The following is a 17601-nucleotide window of genomic DNA, read 5'->3' as shown; positions in this document are numbered from 1 at the left end:
GCACGTGACCGCCATCGCCTTCCCCGACGACGAACCTCACTACTTCGAGCACCCGGGCCTCTCCGAGCCCCGCACGAAGGAGGAATGGCGCGCGTACCTCGACTTCGAGCCGCCCCTCAAGCCCAAGAAGCTCTCCCTGGAGCTGTACGAGCAGCTCAGCGCCCGAGAGAAGAGCCTCCACAACAAGGCCCGCAACGCCCACCACAGTGCCTTGGTGATCGTCCGCACCGCCAAGATGGAAGCCATCCACCACCAGATCCGCCGCCGGATGGTCACCAACGCCCACCAGCCGGCGGGAGCCCGCCGCGGCATCGTCCTGGACGGCCCCGCCACCTTGGGCAAGTCCACCCTCGTCAAGATGTTCGGCTACGACTTCGAGCACGGTCTGCGCCAGGAGTTCCCCGAGCGCTTCGAACGCAGCTACCGCGTCGACAACCGCTCGATCGACTACACGCCCGTGGTGTACGTCAACATCCCCTCCCAGGCCACCCCGAAGGACCTGTCCATCGCGCTGGCCGACTACATGGGCATGGGGTACCGCTCGGGCGCGACCAAGAGCACCATCACCAACCGGCTCCTGGACGAGATGCGCCGCTGCGGCGTGGAGCTGGTGATCATCGACGACGCCCACTTCATGGACCTGTCGCTCAGGGAAGGCAAGGTCGTCAACGACCACCTGAAGTTCATCGCCAACCACACGGCGGCCACCTTCATCTACACCGGGGTCGACCTCAAGCACTCCGGGCTGTTCCTGGAGGGCGCCGGCGGTTCCCGCGTCACCCAGACCTCCGGCCGCAACACCCTGCTCCACATCGAACCGTTCTCCATCGAGACGCGGCAGGACAAGGCCGACTGGGTCAGCGTCATCGCGTCAATGGAGGACGCCCTCGTGCTCTATCAGCACCAGCCTGGCACCCTCAAGCGAGCCTGGAAGTACCTCCACCAGCGCACCGGAGGCAACATCAGCTCGCTCGCCGAACTGATCCGGGAGTCCGCCGCCGAAGCCGTCATGACCGGCGCTGAGGCCGTCGATCGCAAGCTCATGAGCACCATAGTGATCAACGAGAACGCTCAGACCACCTACGACACCTCATGGCACGAGGAGCCCCAGCCCCCCATCACGTTGAGCGACCCTGACGACGGAGAGACGGCCGCCAGCTGAAGCATCAGGCCAATGATGCCTGGAGCCGGTAAGCCGCTGGAAACCATCGTCGGCCACCATCCCTCCCAGATACCTGGGCAACTGACGGCAGCTGAACAAATGAGTTCACCAGTAGCTCACAGGGGGTCACCCTCCACCGTCCAGGCAGCAGTCTCAATGGCGAGGCGGCTCCCGTTGTCGTCTGCGCAGATCAGCGGATGCGCAGGGTGCTCGGCGGCCAAGTTGAGGCCACGATCGAGGGCGGTCTGACGGGCGGACCGGCGCGTGTGCTCAATGGCTTCCTGCAGGTGAGCTGGCACGCTGACGGATTCGGTGACGAGCAGCACCTGGCGGCCGTCAGCAAGGAGGAAGAAGCTTACTTCGTTCTGCCCCTCCGACAGGGGGAACGGTGACGCCCCCGGGGTGCCCAGCAGGACCGAGACGTAGACGGCGTGACCAGCTCCTGGGCTGACCAGCTCAACGACCGCTCCCTTGCTCTGCTCGGGCTCGTAGTGTTGGAGCTCGGAGTCGGGCAGGAGAACGGCGTACGCCTCTACCCAGCCCGGCTCTACTTCGTCGAGTGGGGGTGAGAACTTGTCGAACGCGCGGTCCACATCCGGTGAGAAGTAGCGGCTGGCAACTTCCTGGCTGACGAATGCGGTCCTCCATCGTCCCGACTCATGGAGGCTGACCTTTGCCAGTTCCCCGAGCGGACGAGACAAAAGATAGACGTCGGACTTGCCGTGCCTGTCGAAGACTCTCCAGGTGGTCGACCGTCGGCCGTCTGCGGCTACAGTCCGGAACCGGACCACGTTGTCTTTCGATCCCACTCCGGCCCCCCTCGCAAGCCATGGCTGGCCCTTGGAGATGGACACGATAGCGCGAACACGACCGCGGGGGCAGGAGTCACCGAGCGTGACCTTCCTGTCTGCTTACCTCAGGACGGCCATGTGCTCACTGAAATCTTTCGTGCGGTGGAGGCCACAAGATCCACCGCACGAAAGATTTCAACTCCCAGGTCAACGGCTCGGCGACTGAAACCATTCGTGCCGTCCGACACCCACGGACGTGCCCCCCACGGACGTGCCCCCAGCTGACGCCGGGCGGCCACCCCCGCGGCAGGGTGCCGCGGGCGTGGCCGCCCGGGAGCGAACGCGGGTCCGGATCAGAACTGGGTGCTGACCGTCACCCCGCTGAAGTCGGTGTTGGCGTAGAGGCTGATGTAGCGGTAGCCGGCCGTCGGGTTGGTGACGGTGATGCTCTGCGTGCTGCCGGCGTTGGTGGAGGAGGCCGTGAAGGCGTTCGGCGAGGCCCAGGTGTCCGCGTTGTAGTACAGGTACGCGGTGCCGGTGCCGCCGGAGGTGCTGATCTTCAGGGTGCTGACGCCGGCCGGCAGGTAGACGTACAGGTAGTCGAGGCCGCCGGCGGTGGCGGTGAGGTTGGACCGGGAGCAGTTCTGGCCGAGCGCGTCGGTGCGCGGGTCGGTGCAGGTCGGCAGGGTGGTGCCGCCGCCGGTGCCGGTGGTGACGGTGACCGAGGCCGGGGTGCTGGCGGTCCTGCCGGTGGCGTCGGTGACGGTCAGGGCGACGGTGTACGTGCCCGCGGCGGCGTAGCCGTGGCTCGGGTTCCGCTGGTCGGAGGAGGTCCCGTCGCCGAAGGTCCAGTGCCAGGCGGTGATCTGGCCGGGGCCGGTCTGGACGGACTTGTCGGTCAGCGTGACGGTGGCGCCGTTGACGGCCTGGCCGAACAGCGCGGTCGGGCCGGCCGCGTAGCAGGCGCCGGCGGCGCAGCCGTCGAGCCAGGCGTCGAAGTCGGCGTCGTAGCCGGTGCCGATGCCGTTGTAGACCGCGTAGCCGCCCTGGTAGTCACCGGTGCGGAAGTGGCCGAGCATGGCGTAGACGTCGGCCGGGTGCTTCTCGAACATGTACCGGACGGCGAGGTAGCCCCACGGGTAGGTGCGCACCGAGTCCGAGTTGCCGTACGTGTTCTGGAAGACGGTGCTGAGCTTGTAGGTGTGCTTGGCGGCCTCGGCCATCGCCTGGGTGTCGGTGGTGCCGCGGTAGGCGTAGGACTCGTACTCGGCGACGCCCTCGATCCACCAGATGTCGGACACGGAGATCTCGGTGGAGAAGTTGCCCTTCATGTCGTAGATGCCGTCGAGGTAGTGCGTGTACTCGTGGTTGAGGTTCCACACGTTGGCGGTGAAGCCGTCGTTCCACGACTTCTGGTACATCACGCACACGGCGCGGTTGTTGGGGTCGGTCGGGTCCATGACGGTCTGGCCGCCGTTGTCGGTGGAGTTCCCGAAGATCGCCCAGGAGTAGTTCAGGTAGTCGGCCTGGTTGGCGAAGACCCCGAGGGTCATGTTCTTGCCGTACGGGTTGACCGGGCCGTTGTCCTTCACCAGGTTGTGGAAGAAGGTGTCCTCGCCGCGCAGGCTGGTGCAGACGGCGGCCAGGTCGGCGGGCGACAGCGACTCGGTCAGGATGGTGCGGTTGTCGCAGACCAGCTGGTTCGGCAGCACCGCCGCGGTCAGCTTCGCCGGCAGGTCGCAGGTGCCGTAGTACGAGCACTGGCCGGGGTCGAAGGCGTTGGCCTGGTAGGCGGTGTGGACGTACAACGGGCCGGTGACGCCGGTGATCTGGGCGCCGTCGAGCACCGCCTTGACCTTGCCCTTGACCGCGGCCTCGACGACGGGGCCGTCGCCGGCCATCCGGCCGAGGTCGTTGCCGGCGTTGACGTCGAGGTAGGCGTTGGCGGTGCCGAGCAGGTCCTTGTGGTTGAGCGCGAAGTCGCCCAGGACGGTGCCGATGCTCGGGTCGGCGCCGACCGCGCTGACGAAGTCGCTGTTCCAGTTGCCCCGCCACAGCGGCGCGGACAGCACGGCGTTGACCGCCTTGAGCATCTTCGGGAAGGCGTTGTACGAGTTGTTGTAGCTGGTCAGCACCTGCTTGTAGACGCCCAGGTAGCTGCCCTGCACGTTGGCGCTGTCGGTCAGGACCAGCACCTCGTTGAGCACGGTGCCGTTGTTGTCGGTGACGTCGGTCCAGTGCCGGCCCGCGAAGAAGGCGTCGAGCCCGGCCTTGGAGGCACTGGTGAGCGCCGCGTCGTAGGGGCCGACCGCGTCCGCGTTGTTGGACTGGACGTAGTACCCGGCCCGCAGGAAGAGCACGAGCTGCAGGATGCCGGTGGAGTTGTCCCCGGTGTAGTTCGCCGCCAGGCCCTGGTAGGCCTTGGCGACGGTGAGCATCTGGGATTCCTTGAAGATCCTGCCCGCGTCGGTGCCGGTGACGTTGAACAGCGTGTTCACGCAGTCCGTGGTCGAGCCTTCGAGGAAGGAGACCAGGTCGGCGCCGCTGCGCCCGCCGAAGTCGGCGGGGGTGCAGCTCGGCGCGGCGGCACCGGCCGTACCAGCGGCGGCGCGGGCCGTACCAGCAACGGCACCGGCCGAACCGGCAGCGGCACGGGCGGAACTGCCCGGCTGGGCCGCGGAGTTGCCCGGCTTGGCCGCGGGCGCGTGCGGCTGGGCCGGACGGGGCGCGGTCTGCACGGCGGTGCCGGCCGGCTGGCCCATCACGACCTGACCCAGCAGCGCCGGCGGCAGCGGCTTGGCGGCGGGGGCGGCGGCCTCGGAGGGATCGGCCGCGAGGAAGGCCCCCAGCGGCTTCGGGACGGCCGACGCGGCGTCGGCCGTCGCCGGGGCGGCGGCGGACGACCGGGCGCCGGCCGGCGGCTGGGCGGCCGGTCCGGACGCGGCGAGCGCGGGGACCGGCAGCAGGGTGGCGGCGGTGGCACAGCCGGCGACGACGCCGGCCATGAGCGTGGGGAGGGGTATGCGAAGGCGCACTGCGGGGTCCTTCTCCTGTGGGGGAGGTGACTGGACGACTGCCGAGGCATGGGGGAAGTCGACGTGATCCTGCCATCGGGCGACCCATCAGAACAATGTCACAGGTCATATGACATGCGCTGCGTCCGGCATAACACCGCCCCACCGGGACCGACCGCCCGCCCCGCCTCGCACCACGGCCCGACCCGGCCTCCCCACCGCCGGACCCGACCGTCCCACCGCCCGACCCGGCCTCCCTACGGCCGGACCGGCCGGTACGTCCGCGCCGCCCAGGCCTGGAAGGTCGGCGAACTGGCGATCAGGTCCCGGTAGGCCGCGGCCGCCGCGCCGAACAACGTCTCCACCACCTCGCCGCTCACCCCGGCGGCCCGCCAGGCCAGCAGGTGGCGGACCCAGATCGGCGTCCCGGCGAGCGGCTTGACCACCACTTCGGCCAGCGGCCTGGTGGTCGCCTGGACGACGGAGATCCCGAGCCCGGCGGAGATCATCTCCTGCAGCTCCAGCCGGCCGCCGAGGAACTCGTGGACGGTCGCCGGGGTGAAGCCCGCCGCGGCGCAGGCGCCGTAGAACACGCCGTGCCAGCCGGCCCCGTCGTCGGGGGTGAGGAACCAGTCCTCCTCGGCCAGGTCCACCAGGGCGATCTCGGTGCGGTGCCGGAGCCGGTGGCCCGCCGGGAGTGCGACGAAGGCGGGCTCGGTGACGATGCCGCGGTGCGCGACGGCCGGCGAGTGGCGCAGTTCCCGGCCCGGGTAGTCGACGGCCACGGCGGCCTCCGCGTCGCCCTGCTCCAGCAGGTCGACGATGTCCGACGAGCGGTAGACGGAGGTCACCGTGAAGCGCTGGTCGGGCCGCTGGTGCCGGGCCCTGGTGACCAGCCCGGGCAGGATCGGCGAGATGGTCGCGGCCAGGCGCAGCTCCTGGCGGGCCGGCTCGCCGGGGGCCGCCGGGCGGCGGCCGAGACAGTCGGCGCGGGTGAGGAGGTCGCGCGCGGCGGCCACCACCTCGACGCCGAAGCAGGTCGGCGCGACGCCCACGGCCGTGCGCTCGAACAGCGGCGCGCCCAGGTGGCGTTCGATCCGGCGCAGTTGCGTACTGGTCGCGGGCTGCGAGGCGCCGAGCAGGACGGCGGCCCTGCCGACGCTCCCGGTGTCGGCGATGGCGCACAGCACGCGAAGGTGCCGCAGTTCCAGCTCCATGACCCTCCCCCTCACGCAAGGGCCGCACCCTCCCGGCCGACCGCTCCGGGCGGGAGGGTGCGGCCCCGGCGGTGGCTGTGCAACAGCACACATGACATGTCGGCCGCTCACCTTCGCCCCGCGCGAATCACCTCGTCAAGCCCCCTCCGGGAGCCGAACGACGGCGCCGGCAGCGGCCTTTACCGGCGCATTGCGTCCCCCTGACCACTCCCTGACCCGCACCCCGGCGACCGCCCGGCCCGCACCCGCCACCCGCCCGACGCCGCCCCGCCGGGGCGAGCGAGACTTGAAGAGTTCTTCACCTTCCGAGACTCTGAACTCTCCTGAGCGTTCCGCGGAGCGGCACCGACCGGTCTGGAGGCCGGCAATGACAGCCATGTTCGACCAGGAGCTGCGCGAGCAGCTCGCCCAGGCCCGCCGGGACCTCGCAGCGGCCCGGGCCGAAGGGGACGCCGACGGCGTCCAGGCGTACGAGGGCCGGATCGCCGGACTGCTCCGGCTCGCCGCCCAGCACGGGATCGACCTTCCGCACAGCGTCGACGAGGAGGAGCACAACCGGCCCTGACCGTCCCGCACCGGAACGGCGAGGAGGCGGCACCCGTGTGAACGGGTGCCGCCTCCTCTGCCGTCTCCTCCGACGAACTCCCCCGGACTGCCTCTGACCGCCCCGAACCGCCTCGAACGCGGTCAGAGCCCGTCAGTCAGCACCCCGGAGGGCCGCCGGGTCACTTCCCGATCGGCTCCAGGATCGTCACGCACTCGAAGTGGTGCGTCATCGGGAACAGGTCGAAGGCCCGCAGCGAGACCGGCCGGTAGCCGCCCTCGCGGAAGAACGCCAGGTCCCGGGCGAGCGCCGCCGGGTCGCAGGCGACGTAGGCGATCCGGCGCGCCTCCAGGCCGACCAGGTGCGCGACGGTCTCGCGCCCGGCGCCCGAGCGCGGCGGGTCCAGGACGATCAGGTCGGTGGCGGTGATGCCGGTGCGCGGCAGCAGCGTCTCGACGCGGTCGCACTCGATCCGCACGTTGTCCAGCGCGGCCAGGTTGTGCCGGGCGTCGGCCACGGCCTGCTTGGAGGACTCGATGCCGAGCACCGCGCCCTCCTCGCCGACCCGGTCGGCCAGCGCGCCCGCGAACAGGCCGACGCCGCAGTACAGGTCGAGCGCGTTCTCGCCCCACTGCGGGTCCAGGCCGTCCAGGACGGCGTCGACCAGGGTGTCCGGCGCCTCGGGGTGGATCTGCCAGAAGCCGCCGTTGCTGACCCGCCAGGTCCGCCCGGTCGCCCGCTCGCGCACGAAGCTGCGGCCGTGCACGCGGTGGATGTCGCCCTGGTCGTCCACCCGGGCGATCGACACCGGCTTGTCCAGCTCGACCAGCGGCAGCTGGGCGCCGGGACGCGGGGTGAGCACCACCTGGCGGTCCGAGGAGCCGCTCGCGGCGATCACCTCGACCGAGGCGATGCCCGGCCAGTCGCGGGCCTCGATGCCGAGTTCGGTGACGCCCTCGGCGGCGATCAGGCAGCGGTCCACCGGCTGCACGTCGTGCGAGCGGTGCTTGCGCAGGCCGACCTTCCCGGTCTCCTGGTCCACGGCGTACTGCACGCGGGTGCGCCAGGTCGGCACCTGCCCGGCCGGCAGCTTGCCGCCGACCGGCTCGACACTGCCGTCCCAGCCCGCCTCGGCCGGGGTGAGCCCGGCCAGCTTGGCCAGCTGCTCGGTCAGCACCTGCCCCTTGAGCTTGCGCTGCCCGCCCGGGGTGACGTGCTGCCAGTCGCAGCCGCCGCACTTGCCGGGCCCGGAGAACGGGCACGGCGGCGCGATCCGCTCCTTGGCGGGCTCCAGGATCTCGACCGCGTCGGCCCGCAGGAACCGGGAGGTGGAGGTGCCCTCGGTGACCAGTGCGACCACCTTCTCGCCGGGCAGCGCGTGCCGGACGAACAGCACCCGGCCCTCGTGCCGGGCCACGCAGTGCCCGCCGCCGTGCGCGACCGGGCCGACCTCGACCTCGTAGCGCTGGCCGGCCAGCGGATCGCCGGTCGGCGTCTCGGGCCGCGCGGCCCGCGGCGCGGTGCGCAGCGCCTTCGGCGGCCGCACCGCCTGCTTGCGCGGCCGCTCCCCCGGCGTGCGGGACGCCTGCGCGCGGGTTCCCTGCGCGCGGTCGCCCTTCGGCGCGCCGTCCTTGGAGCGCTCGCCCTTCTGCGTGCGCTCGGTCTTCGGCGCACGGTCGGTCTTCTGCGTACGGTCGGCCTTCGGCTTCCCCGTGTCGGCTTCCGCCGGACGCGCGGGAGCAGGCTCGCCCGGCGCGAGCGGCGCGGTCTGCGCGGTGAAGCCGTCGCGGTCGGTGGCGGCCGGGCGCACGGGCTTGCCCCAGCGCGGCCGGGCGACCTTGCCGGGGGTGGCGGCGCCCTTGCGGGCGCCCTTGCCCGAGGATCCGGAGGAGCGGGACGGGGTGTTGCGGGTCACTGGGCGGAGTCCTTGCTGCTGTCAGCGGTGGCGTCTGGCATAACGGGGACCTTCGACTTTACGGCCTTCGGCGCCCGAGGCTCGCCACGCCGGACGGCACCCGGCGCCGACCAGGCCTTCTGCGGCTTGCGCCGCTCGGAGGACTCCAGCTGCCACGGCACCGAGGTGACCATCACCCCGGGCTTGAACAGCAGCCGTCCCTTGAGCCGCAGCGCGCTCTGGTTGTGCAGCAGGTGCTCGTACCAGTGGCCGACCACGTACTCGGGGATGTAGACCGACACCACCTCGCGCGGGCTGCTGCGGCGCAGGTTCTTCACGTAGTCGAGGACGGGCCCGGTGATCTCGCGGAACGGCGAGTCCAGCACCTTGAGCGGCACCTCGATGCCGCGCTCGTCCCATTCCCGGCGCAGCGCCGCCGTGTCGGCCGGGTCGACGTTGACGGTGACGGCCTCCAGGGTGTGGGCGCGGGCGAGCCTGGCGTAGGCGAGGGCGCGCAGCGCGGGCTTGTGCAGCTTGGAGACCAGCACGATGGCGTGCACCCGGGTGGGCAGCACCACGTCGTCCGGTTCCTCGGCGGCGGTGAGCTCCTCGGAGACCCGGTCGTAGTGGCGGCGGATGCCCTTCATCATCACGAAGAGCACGACCATCGCGGCGATCGCGATCCAGGCGTGGCTGATCTTGGTGACCAGGACGACGATCAGCACGGCCATGGTCATCACCAGGCCGAAGGTGTTGATCGCCCGGCTGCGCTGCATGTGGCGGCGCTTGGCCGGGTCGGTCTCGGTGCGCAGCAGCCGGGTCCAGTGCCGGATCATGCCGGACTGGCTCATGTTGAAGGAGACGAAGACGCCGACGATGTAGAGCTGGATCAGCCGGTTGGGGTCCGCGTCGAAGGCGATGACGAACAGGATCGCGGCGATCGCCAGCAGGATGATGCCGTTGGAGAAGGCCAGCCGGTCGCCGCGGGTGTGCAGCTGGCGCGGCAGGTAGCGGTCCTGGGCGAGGATCGAGCCGAGCACCGGGAAGCCGTTGAAGGCGGTGTTCGCGGCGAGCACCAGGATCAGGCCGGTGACGGCGGCGACGAAGTAGAAGCCGGGCGTGAAGTTGTTGAAGACGGCTTCGCTGATCTGGGCGAGCGCGGTCTTCTGGTGGTAGCCGGGCGAGGAGCCGACGAGCTGCTCGGCCGGGTTCTCGGCCATCTGCACGCCGGTGAGGCGGGCCAGCCAGATGATGCCCATGAACATCACCACGGCGATGCTGGCCATCATCAGCAGGGTGGTGGCGGCGTTCTTGCTCTTGGGCTTGCGGAAGGCCGGCACGCCGTTGGAGATGGCCTCCACGCCGGTGAGCGCGGCGCAGCCGGAGGAGAACGACTTGAGCAGCAGGAACACCATGGCGAACCCGGCCAGCGATTCGTTGCCGGGGATGGCGGCGAGGTGGAATCCGGAGCTCTCGGCGGGCATGTCCTGGCCGAGCAGGAAGTGCCGGACGAAGCCGTAGCCGACCATGCCGATGACGCCGATCATGAACGCGTACGTCGGGACGGCGAAGGCGGTGCCGGATTCGCGGACGCCGCGCAGGTTCATGCCCATCAGCACCACCACGACGATGACCGACAGGGTCAGTTCGTGGCCGCGCAGCGCGGGGACGGCGGAGACGACGTTGGCGACGCCCGAGGTCGTCGAGACGGCCACGGTGAGCACGTAGTCGACCATCAGGGCGCTGGCAACGACGAGTCCCGACTTGGGGCCGTGGTTGACGGTCGCGACCTCGTAGTCGCCGCCGCCGCTCGGGTAGGCGTGCACGTTCTGCCGGTAGGAGGCGACCACCGCGAGCATCACGATCGCGACGACGACGCCGATCTGCCAGGAGAAGTGGATCGCCGAGGCACCCGCCACGGAGAGCGTCAGCAGGATTTCCTCGGGGGCGTACGCGACCGAGGAGAGCGCGTCCGAGGCGAAGACGGGCAGCGCGATCCGCTTGGGCAGAAGTGTTTCGCCCAATTTGTCGCTGCGCAGGGCGCGCCCGATCAGGATGCGTTTCGGTAGGTCAGTCGGCATAGGCACGTTAAGGAATCGTAGGGGCTTCCCGGGCCGGGCTCCGCCGTTTGTCCCCCCCTTCGTCGCGACTGCGTTCTATGGACCGGCTAGCGTGTCGGATACGAGTCGGCGGGCAACACTCAGGTTGTGAGTCGGCGCCCCACGAGAACGCTCGCCCAGGGAAGCCGGGCGGGAAAGGGAGATGAACGGTGTTTGCGCAGGTCAAGAACCCTACGGGACGGGTGAGGTAGCGCCGGTGCACATCGTCATCATGGGCTGCGGCCGCGTGGGCTCGGCCCTCGCCAGAGCCCTGGAGAAACAGGGCCACTCGGTGGCCGTGGTCGACCAGGACCCGACCGCGTTCCGTCGGCTGGGCGCCGGGTTCAACGGACGCCGGGTGACCGGCGTCGGCTTCGACCAGGACACCCTGCGCGAGGCGGGCATCGAGGAGGCCGGCGCGTTCGCCGCGGTCTCCAGCGGCGACAACTCCAACATCATCGCCGCGCGGGTGGCCCGGGAGAACTTCGGCGTGGAGAACGTCGCGGCCCGGATCTACGACCCCCGCCGCGCCGAGGTCTACCAGCGCCTGGGCATCCCGACCGTGGCGACGGTCCGGTGGACCGCCGACCAGATGCTGCGCCGGCTGCTGCCGAGCGGCGCCGAGCCGCTGTGGCAGGACCCGAGCGGCGGCGTCCAGCTGGCCGAGGTCGCCTACGCTCCGGGCTGGGTCGGCCACCGCATCAGCGTGCTGGAGGAGTCCTCCGGCGCCCGGGTGGCGTTCGTCACCCGGCTCGGCGAGGGCGTGCTGCCCTCGCCCCAGATGGTGGTGCAGGAAGGCGACCTGGTGCACGTGATGCTGCGCCGGGGCGACCTGACGGCGGTCGAGGCCGCGTTCGCGCAGGGGCCGAAGGAGGAGGGTCACTGATGCGGGTCGCCATTGCCGGGGCCGGTGCCGTGGGTCGCTCGATCGCGGGCGAGCTGCTGGAGAACGGGCACGAGGTCCTGCTGATAGACAAGAACCCCAACTCCATCTCGGTGGAGCGGGTGCCCATGGCGGAGTGGCTGCTGGCCGACGCCTGCGAGATCACCTCGCTGGACGAGGCGGCGCTGCAGCGCTGCCACGTGGTGATCGCCGCGACCGGCGACGACAAGGTGAACCTGGTCGTCTCGCTGCTCGCCAAGACCGAGTACGCGGTGCCGCGGGTGGTCGCCCGGGTGAACAACCCGAAGAACGAGTGGCTCTTCAACGAGTCCTGGGGCGTGGACGTGGCCGTGTCCACCCCGCGTCTGATGTCCGCCCTGGTCGAGGAGGCGGTCAGCGTCGGCGACCTGGTCCGGCTGATGCGCTTCAGCCAGGGCAACGCCAACCTGGTCGAGCTGACCCTGGCCGCCGACACCGAGCTGGTCGGCACCCGGGTGGGCGACGTGGCCTGGCCGCAGGACACCGCGCTGGTGACGATCATCCGCGAGGGCCGGGTGCTGGTGCCGGGCAAGGACGACACCCTGGAGGGCGGCGACGAGCTGCTCTTCGTGGCCGCGCAGGAGCGCGAGGAGGAGCTGGAGGACCTGCTGTCGGCGTCCTCCGGCGCCCAGTAGGGCCGAAGGCGCGGACCGGACACGGGCGAGGGCCCGCACCCACCAGGGGTGCGGGCCCTCGCCCGTCGCGTTCGGACCGGCGAGCCGGGGCTCCGGCCGGACAGGGCCTAGCGGGCCGGCTCCTCGTCGTCGTCGAACTGCGCCTTGATCGGCGGCGGCGCCTTGAGCAGGATCTGCCAGGTGACGTACATCGCCAGCAGCATCGGCGGGATGCCGAGGGCGACCTTGAGCCAGCCGAGCAGGTTGACGTTGTGGGTGAAGTACAGCGGGAAGAGGATCACCGGCTTGAGGCCCATGATCACTACCCAGGCCCAGGTCGCCTTGGTGTAGGCGGCGAACCGGCCCGGGTTCTCCTTGCGCCAGGTGAACATCTCGCCGGTGACCGGGCCGAGCATCACGCCGATCATCGGCCAGCGCACCAGGGCGGAGACCGCCAGCGCGATGCTGTAGCCGACGTTCCACAGCAGGCCGGGCAGGTAGAAGTCCTCGGCGCGGCCGCTCTTCATCGAGATCCAGGCGCCGAGGGCGACGCCGAACACCCCGCTGAAGGCGTGCTGGACGGTCTCCCGCCGGGCCAGCCTGGTCACCACGAACACCGCGCACAGGACCAGCGCGGCCCAGGCGGCGGAGCTGACCTGGTGGGTGATGTTGAAGGTGACGATGAAGACCAGGCCGGGCAGCGTCATGTCGATCATGCCGCGCACGCCGCCGAAGGCCTGCAGAATCGTGTCGGCCGCTTCCTTGGAGGCGGCGGCCTTGCGGGCGGCCTCCTCGGCCGCGCTGTCGGCGGCCTCCTTGGCGACGACGGCCTCGCGGACGGCCGCGTCGGCCGCGTCGGCCGCGGCCCCGGGTCCGTGCGGGCCGGGCGGCGCGTGGTGGTTCGCGGCCAGGTCAAGCTGGGCGGCGGACTCGCCGCCGGGCTGGTTGCTCACGCTCATTCGCTCCCGTGTCCGACCGGACGCAGCTCATAGCGGGGGTTGAACAGCACGCGGCGCCCGCGTGCGTGGCTGATCCGGCCGCTGGCGACGAGCCGGCGGCCCGGCTCTATGCCCGCGATCGAGCGGCGGCCGAGCCAGACCACGTCCAGCGCCTCGGTGCCGTCGAAGAGTTCGGCTTCCAGGGCCGGCACCCCGGCCCGCGGGCGGAGCGTCACCGTGCGCAGCGTGCCCGCGACGGTGACCAGCTCGCGGTCCGCGCAGCCGGCGATCGGCGTGCAGCCCGACTCCGCCGCGCTCTCCTGGCGCAGCTCCTCGGCCTGCAGCTCCTCGGCCGAGGAGGTCAGCCGGCTGAGCATGCGGCGGAAGCGCCCCTGCGGCTGGTCGCTGCTGTTGTCACCACTCATGTCGGAAGGGTACCGGTTTCCGCGCCCCCGGCGGCAGGCCGTACGGCCACCGGGGGCGCCCCGGGGTCAGCTCTCGAAGCGGTAGCCCATGCCCGGTTCGGTGATGAAGTGGCGCGGGTGCGAGGGGTCGCGCTCCAGCTTGCGGCGCAGTTGGGCGAGGTAGACCCGCAGGTAGTTGGTCTCGGTGCGGTAGGCGGGGCCCCACACCTCCTGGAGCAGCTGGGTCTGGCTGACCAGCCGGCCGGCGTTGCGGACCAGCACCTCCAGCAGGTGCCACTCGGTCGGGGTGAGGCGGACGTCGGTGCCGTCCCGGTTGACCTTCTTGGCGGCGAGGTCGACGGTGAAGCTCTCGGTGACGACCAGCGAGTCGTCCTCGCCCGCGACCGGCTCGGCGCGGCGCACGGCGGCACGCATCCGGGCGAGCAGCTCGTCCATGCCGAACGGCTTGGTGACGTAGTCGTCGGCGCCGGCGTCCAGGGCCTCGACCTTCTCGTCGGAGGCGTGCCGGGCCGACAGCACGATGATCGGCACCCGGGTCCAGCCGCGCAGGCCGCGGATCACCTCGACGCCGTCCATGTCGGGCAGGCCCAGGTCGAGGACGACGACGTCGGGATGGCGGGCGGCGGCCAGTTCCAGGGCGCTCGCGCCGTCATGGGCCGCGTCGACCTCGTACTTGCGGGCCTTGAGGTTGATCACCAGCGCGCGGACGATCTGCGGTTCGTCGTCCACGACGAGGACCCGGGTCATTTACGGGCTCCGCCTTTCAGGGCTGTCGGACTTACGGACTGTGGGACTTGCTGAACATACGAATTGCGGAAGCGGGGAACGACAGGCCGGAGCGGCAGGCCACCGACTGTCACGTGATCAGCCGCGACAGCGGATCGTGCCCGTCACCGGCCGCCTCCCCCGGTTCCGGCGGCCGCTCGGCCGCAGGCAGGCTGACGACCATGGTGAGGCCGCCACCAGGGGTGTCCTCGGCGGTGACGGTACCGTCCATCGCCTCGACGAAGCCGCGCGCCACCGCGAGCCCGAGGCCCACCCCGGCGCCGCGCGGCGCGTCCCCGTAGCGCTGGAACGGCGCGAAGATCCGCTCCTTGGCGTCCTCGGGCACACCCGGGCCGCGGTCCACGATCCGCAGCTCGACCCGCGCGGAACCGCCCGGCTGACGCAGCGCGTCGGCCTTGACCAGCACCTTGACGCCGTCCGGGCTGTACTTGACGGCGTTCTCGACCAGGTTGGCCAGCGAACGCTCCAGCAGGCCGCCGTCGGCCCGGATCATCGGCAGCGACTCCGGGACGTCGAGGCGCACCGACTCGGGCGGCACCCCGCCGAGGGCGAACGGCACCACCTCGTCCAGGTCGGTCTCCTGGATCAGCGGGGTGACGGTGCCGGTCTGCAACCGGCTCATGTCCAGCAGGTTGTTGATCAGGTGGTCGAGCCGGTCGGCCCCGGCCTCGATGCCGGCCAGCAGCTCCGCCTCGTCCTCCGGCGCCCACTCGACGTCGGCCGCCCGCAACGAGGTGACGGACGCCTTGATCCCCGCCAGCGGGGTGCGCAGGTCGTGCGAGACCGCCGCCAGCAGGGCGGTGCGGATCCGGTTGCCCTCCGCCTCCCTGCGCGCCGCCGCGGCCTCCCGGGCCAGCCGGCGGCGCTCCAGCACCACGGCCGCCTGCGCGGCGAACGCCCCGAGCAGGCGCCGGTCCGCCCCAGGCAGCACCCGGCCGCGCAGCACCAGCGCCAGGCTGTCGCCGACCGGCACGTCCACGTCGGCCTCCTCCGGCCGCTCCGGCGGGCGCGGCCCGGCGGTGGCGACCGGCACCCAGGCGCCGAGCGGCTCCGGACGCTCCAGCAGCGCGGCGCTCTCCTGCCCGAAGGTCTCCCGGACCTGCTCCATCAGCGCGGTCAGCACCCCGTCCCCGTTCGGCGCGCCGCGCAGCACGGTGCCGGCCAGCGCGCTGAGCGTCTGCGCCTCCGTCTGGCTGCGGGCCGCCTGGTGGGTGCGCCGGGCCGCCAGGTCGACCACGGAGGCGACCGAGATGCCGACCACGGTGAATATCGCCACCGCCATGATGTTCTGCGGCTCGTTGATCGTGAAGGTGTGGATCGGCGGCGTGAAGTAGTAGTTCAGCACCGACGAGGCGACCAACGCCGACCCGATCGCCGGCAGCAGCCCGCCGACCAGCGCCGCGCACACCGTCAGCGACAGGAACAGCAGCATGTCGGTGGACAGGCCCAGCCCGCCGATCGCGGTCAGCACCAGCGCCAGCACCGGCGGACCCGCCAGCCCGATCAGCCAGCCCGCGATGGTGCGGGAGCGGCCCAGGTCGGTGATCCGGCGCACCGGCACCCGCCCGCGTCCGTGCCCGGCGTGCTCGTGGGTGACCATGTGGATGTCGATGTCGCCGGCCTCCCGGGTCACCGTGGTGCCGACGCCAGGCCCGTAGAGGTACTGCCAGGCCGGCCGGCGGCTGGTGCCCAGCACGATCTGGGTCGCGTTCACGCCCCGGGCGAAGTCCAGCAGCCCGGCGGCCGGGTCGTCGCCGAGGACGGCGTGGAAGGAGCCGCCGAGGCTCTCCACCAAGGCGCGCTGCTCGATCAGCGTCTGCGGGGAGCCGGTGCCCGAGAGCCCGTCCGAGCGCGAGATGTGGACGGCGAGGAGTTCACCGCCGGAGACGCGGGCCGCAATCCGGGCCGCCCGCCGGATCAGCGTCGCCCCCTCGGGGCCGCCGGTCAGGCCCACCACGATCCGCTCCCGGGCCTGCCAGGTGCCCTCGATGCCCTGCTCGGCCCGGTACTTCTGCAGGTACTCGTCGACCCGGTCGGCGGTCCACAACAGCGCCAGCTCGCGCAGCGCGGTCAGGTTGCCCGGACGGAAGTAGTTGGCCAGGGCCGCGTCTATCTTCTCCGGCGCGTACACGTTGCCGTGTGCCAGCCGCCGCCGCAGCGCCTGCGGCGACATGTCGACCAGCTCGATCTGGTCGGCCCGGCGCACCACGGCGTCCGGCACGGTCTCGCGCTGGCGCACCCCCGTGATGCCCTCGACGGCGTCGCCGAGCGACTCCAGGTGCTGGATGTTGACGGTGGAGATCACGTCGATCCCGGCCGCCAGCAGCTCCTCGACGTCCTGCCAGCGCTTGGCGTTGCGGCAGCCGGGGATGTTGGTGTGCGGCAGCTCGTCCACCAGCGCCACCTGCGGGCGGCGGGCGAGGACGGCGTCCACGTCCATCTCGGTGAACGCGGCCTCCCGGTGCACCAGCTGCCGGCGCGGCACGACCTCCAGCCCGTCGACGAGCTCCGCGGTGAGCCGCCGGCCGTGATCCTCCACGAACGCCACCACGACGTCCGTGCCACGCTGCTGTCGCCGGTGCGCCTCGGCGAGCATGGCGTACGTCTTGCCGACCCCGGGGGCCGCCCCAAGGTAGATGCGCAGCCTGCCTCGTCCCATGAGCACCATTCTTGATCCGGCTCTGCCCCGGGGCCACCCCCGGACACCTGTTCCCTTCCCTTCGAGACTACGGCGTGAGCGGCGATTTTCCGCTGATCAGTGGACTGATCATGCGGTTTTAGCGACATATTGACGGCGCCCGCCCCCTCGGCCGGGCCGGCTTGAAAGCCTTATGCCCTGTCTCCGGGAAATGCAAAAAGACCCCCTCCCGGAAGGGAGGGGGTCTTTTCGGAATGATTGTTCGGCGGCGTCCTACTCTCCCACAGGGTCCCCCCTGCAGTACCATCGGCGCTGTAAGGCTTAGCTTCCGGGTTCGGAATGTAACCGGGCGTTTCCCTCACGCTATGACCACCGAAACACTATGAAACTGTCAACCGCACCAACCCCGTGACCAAACGGGTTGGGGTCGTTGTTTCAGAACAACACAGTGGACGCGAGCAACTGAGGACAAGCCCTCGGCCTATTAGTACCGGTCAACTCCACCCCTCACAGGGCTTCCATATCCGGCCTATCAACCCAGTCGTCTACTGGGAGCC

13 protein-coding genes and 2 rRNA genes are annotated in these 17601 nt (G+C 71.0%); 4 read left to right on the top strand and 11 right to left on the bottom strand.

Annotation, left to right across the window (positions count from 1 at the left end):
* Positions 1–4: 4 nt before the first annotated feature.
* Entirely contained in the window at positions 5–1162 is a 1158-nt protein-coding gene (locus AB0R04_RS10180; RefSeq protein WP_363369787.1) for a TniB family NTP-binding protein, read from the top strand.
* Positions 1163–1278: 116 nt separating this feature from the next.
* Here the strand turns inward: AB0R04_RS10180 and AB0R04_RS10175 are convergent, their stop codons facing one another.
* The 3 genes from AB0R04_RS10175 to AB0R04_RS10165 all read right to left on the bottom strand — a co-directional run bounded on the left by AB0R04_RS10175 (position 1279) and on the right by AB0R04_RS10165 (position 6184).
* Positions 1279–2016: a hypothetical protein gene (locus AB0R04_RS10175; RefSeq protein ID WP_363369785.1), complete on the bottom strand. Its 738-nt coding sequence runs from the start codon at positions 2014–2016 to the stop codon at positions 1279–1281.
* A gap of 290 nt (positions 2017–2306) precedes the next feature.
* The gene (locus tag AB0R04_RS10170) at positions 2307–4988 is read right to left on the bottom strand and encodes a collagenase (RefSeq protein WP_363369783.1); all 2682 of its coding nucleotides are present in this window, start codon (positions 4986–4988) and stop codon (positions 2307–2309) included.
* A 236-nt stretch (positions 4989–5224) separates the two neighbouring features.
* Positions 5225–6184 carry a LysR family transcriptional regulator gene (locus tag AB0R04_RS10165; protein WP_063347594.1) on the bottom strand — a complete coding sequence of 320 codons (960 nt, stop codon included), beginning with the start codon at positions 6182–6184 and terminating at the stop codon, positions 5225–5227.
* Positions 6185–6551: 367 nt separating this feature from the next.
* Here AB0R04_RS10165 and AB0R04_RS10160 point away from each other — a divergent pair, with 367 nt between their 5' ends.
* Positions 6552–6749: a hypothetical protein gene (locus tag AB0R04_RS10160; protein WP_363369781.1), complete on the top strand. Its 198-nt coding sequence runs from the start codon at positions 6552–6554 to the stop codon at positions 6747–6749.
* A gap of 160 nt (positions 6750–6909) precedes the next feature.
* Here AB0R04_RS10160 and AB0R04_RS10155 read toward each other — a convergent pair whose 3' ends face one another.
* On the bottom strand, positions 6910–8256 hold the full coding sequence (locus AB0R04_RS10155) for a class I SAM-dependent RNA methyltransferase (RefSeq protein ID WP_063351104.1): 1347 nt from the start codon (positions 8254–8256) through the stop codon (positions 6910–6912).
* Between the two features lie 383 nt (positions 8257–8639).
* Positions 8640–10709, bottom strand: coding sequence for an APC family permease (locus AB0R04_RS10150; protein ID WP_107452862.1), 2070 nt, complete (start codon positions 10707–10709; stop codon positions 8640–8642).
* 229 nt (positions 10710–10938) lie between these two features.
* Between AB0R04_RS10150 and AB0R04_RS10145 the strand changes: the two genes are divergently transcribed.
* Positions 10939–11607 (top strand): TrkA family potassium uptake protein, encoded by a 669-nt coding sequence (locus tag AB0R04_RS10145; RefSeq protein ID WP_363369779.1) that lies wholly within the window; start codon positions 10939–10941, stop codon positions 11605–11607.
* Complete coding sequence (locus AB0R04_RS10140) at positions 11607–12278, top strand: TrkA family potassium uptake protein (RefSeq protein WP_063347598.1); 672 nt, start codon at positions 11607–11609, stop codon at positions 12276–12278. Before AB0R04_RS10145 ends, AB0R04_RS10140 begins: the two co-directional genes overlap by 1 nt.
* A 107-nt stretch (positions 12279–12385) precedes the next feature.
* Here the strand turns inward: AB0R04_RS10140 and AB0R04_RS10135 are convergent, their stop codons facing one another.
* The 6 genes from AB0R04_RS10135 to AB0R04_RS10110 form a co-directional block, all read right to left on the bottom strand.
* Complete coding sequence (locus AB0R04_RS10135) at positions 12386–13210, bottom strand: DUF3159 domain-containing protein (RefSeq protein WP_363369777.1); 825 nt, start codon at positions 13208–13210, stop codon at positions 12386–12388.
* A gap of 2 nt (positions 13211–13212) precedes the next feature.
* Entirely contained in the window at positions 13213–13620 is a 408-nt protein-coding gene (locus tag AB0R04_RS10130) for an OB-fold nucleic acid binding domain-containing protein (protein WP_063347599.1), read from the bottom strand.
* A 66-nt stretch (positions 13621–13686) separates the two neighbouring features.
* A complete protein-coding gene (locus AB0R04_RS10125; protein ID WP_033351413.1) occupies positions 13687–14367 on the bottom strand; it encodes a response regulator in 681 nt (226 codons plus the stop codon).
* A 109-nt stretch (positions 14368–14476) separates the two neighbouring features.
* The gene (locus AB0R04_RS10120; protein WP_363369775.1) at positions 14477–17065 is read right to left on the bottom strand and encodes a sensor histidine kinase KdpD; all 2589 of its coding nucleotides are present in this window, start codon (positions 17063–17065) and stop codon (positions 14477–14479) included.
* Between the two features lie 239 nt (positions 17066–17304).
* Positions 17305–17421 (bottom strand): 5S ribosomal RNA (rrf, locus tag AB0R04_RS10115).
* Positions 17422–17508: 87 nt separating this feature from the next.
* Positions 17509–17601, bottom strand: a 23S ribosomal RNA gene (locus AB0R04_RS10110); the annotation flags it as partial.

This window comes from Kitasatospora sp. NPDC056731 (assembly GCF_040687675.1).
GTDB lineage: Bacteria > Actinomycetota > Actinomycetes > Streptomycetales > Streptomycetaceae > Kitasatospora.
The sequence above is the reverse complement of the archived record's forward strand: the minus strand, read 5'-3'. Positions and strand labels throughout refer to the sequence as shown.

Coding starts and splice junctions, on each gene's coding strand:
- AB0R04_RS10160 (WP_363369781.1), top strand. CDS start 6,552: ATGACAGCCATGTTCGACCAGGAGCTGCGCGAGCAGCTCGCCCAGGCC.
- AB0R04_RS10125 (WP_033351413.1), bottom strand. CDS start 14,367: ATGACCCGGGTCCTCGTCGTGGACGACGAACCGCAGATCGTCCGCGCG.
- AB0R04_RS10165 (WP_063347594.1), bottom strand. CDS start 6,184: ATGGAGCTGGAACTGCGGCACCTTCGCGTGCTGTGCGCCATCGCCGAC.
- AB0R04_RS10120 (WP_363369775.1), bottom strand. CDS start 17,065: ATGGGACGAGGCAGGCTGCGCATCTACCTTGGGGCGGCCCCCGGGGTC.
- AB0R04_RS10130 (WP_063347599.1), bottom strand. CDS start 13,620: ATGAGTGGTGACAACAGCAGCGACCAGCCGCAGGGGCGCTTCCGCCGC.
- AB0R04_RS10140 (WP_063347598.1), top strand. CDS start 11,607: ATGCGGGTCGCCATTGCCGGGGCCGGTGCCGTGGGTCGCTCGATCGCG.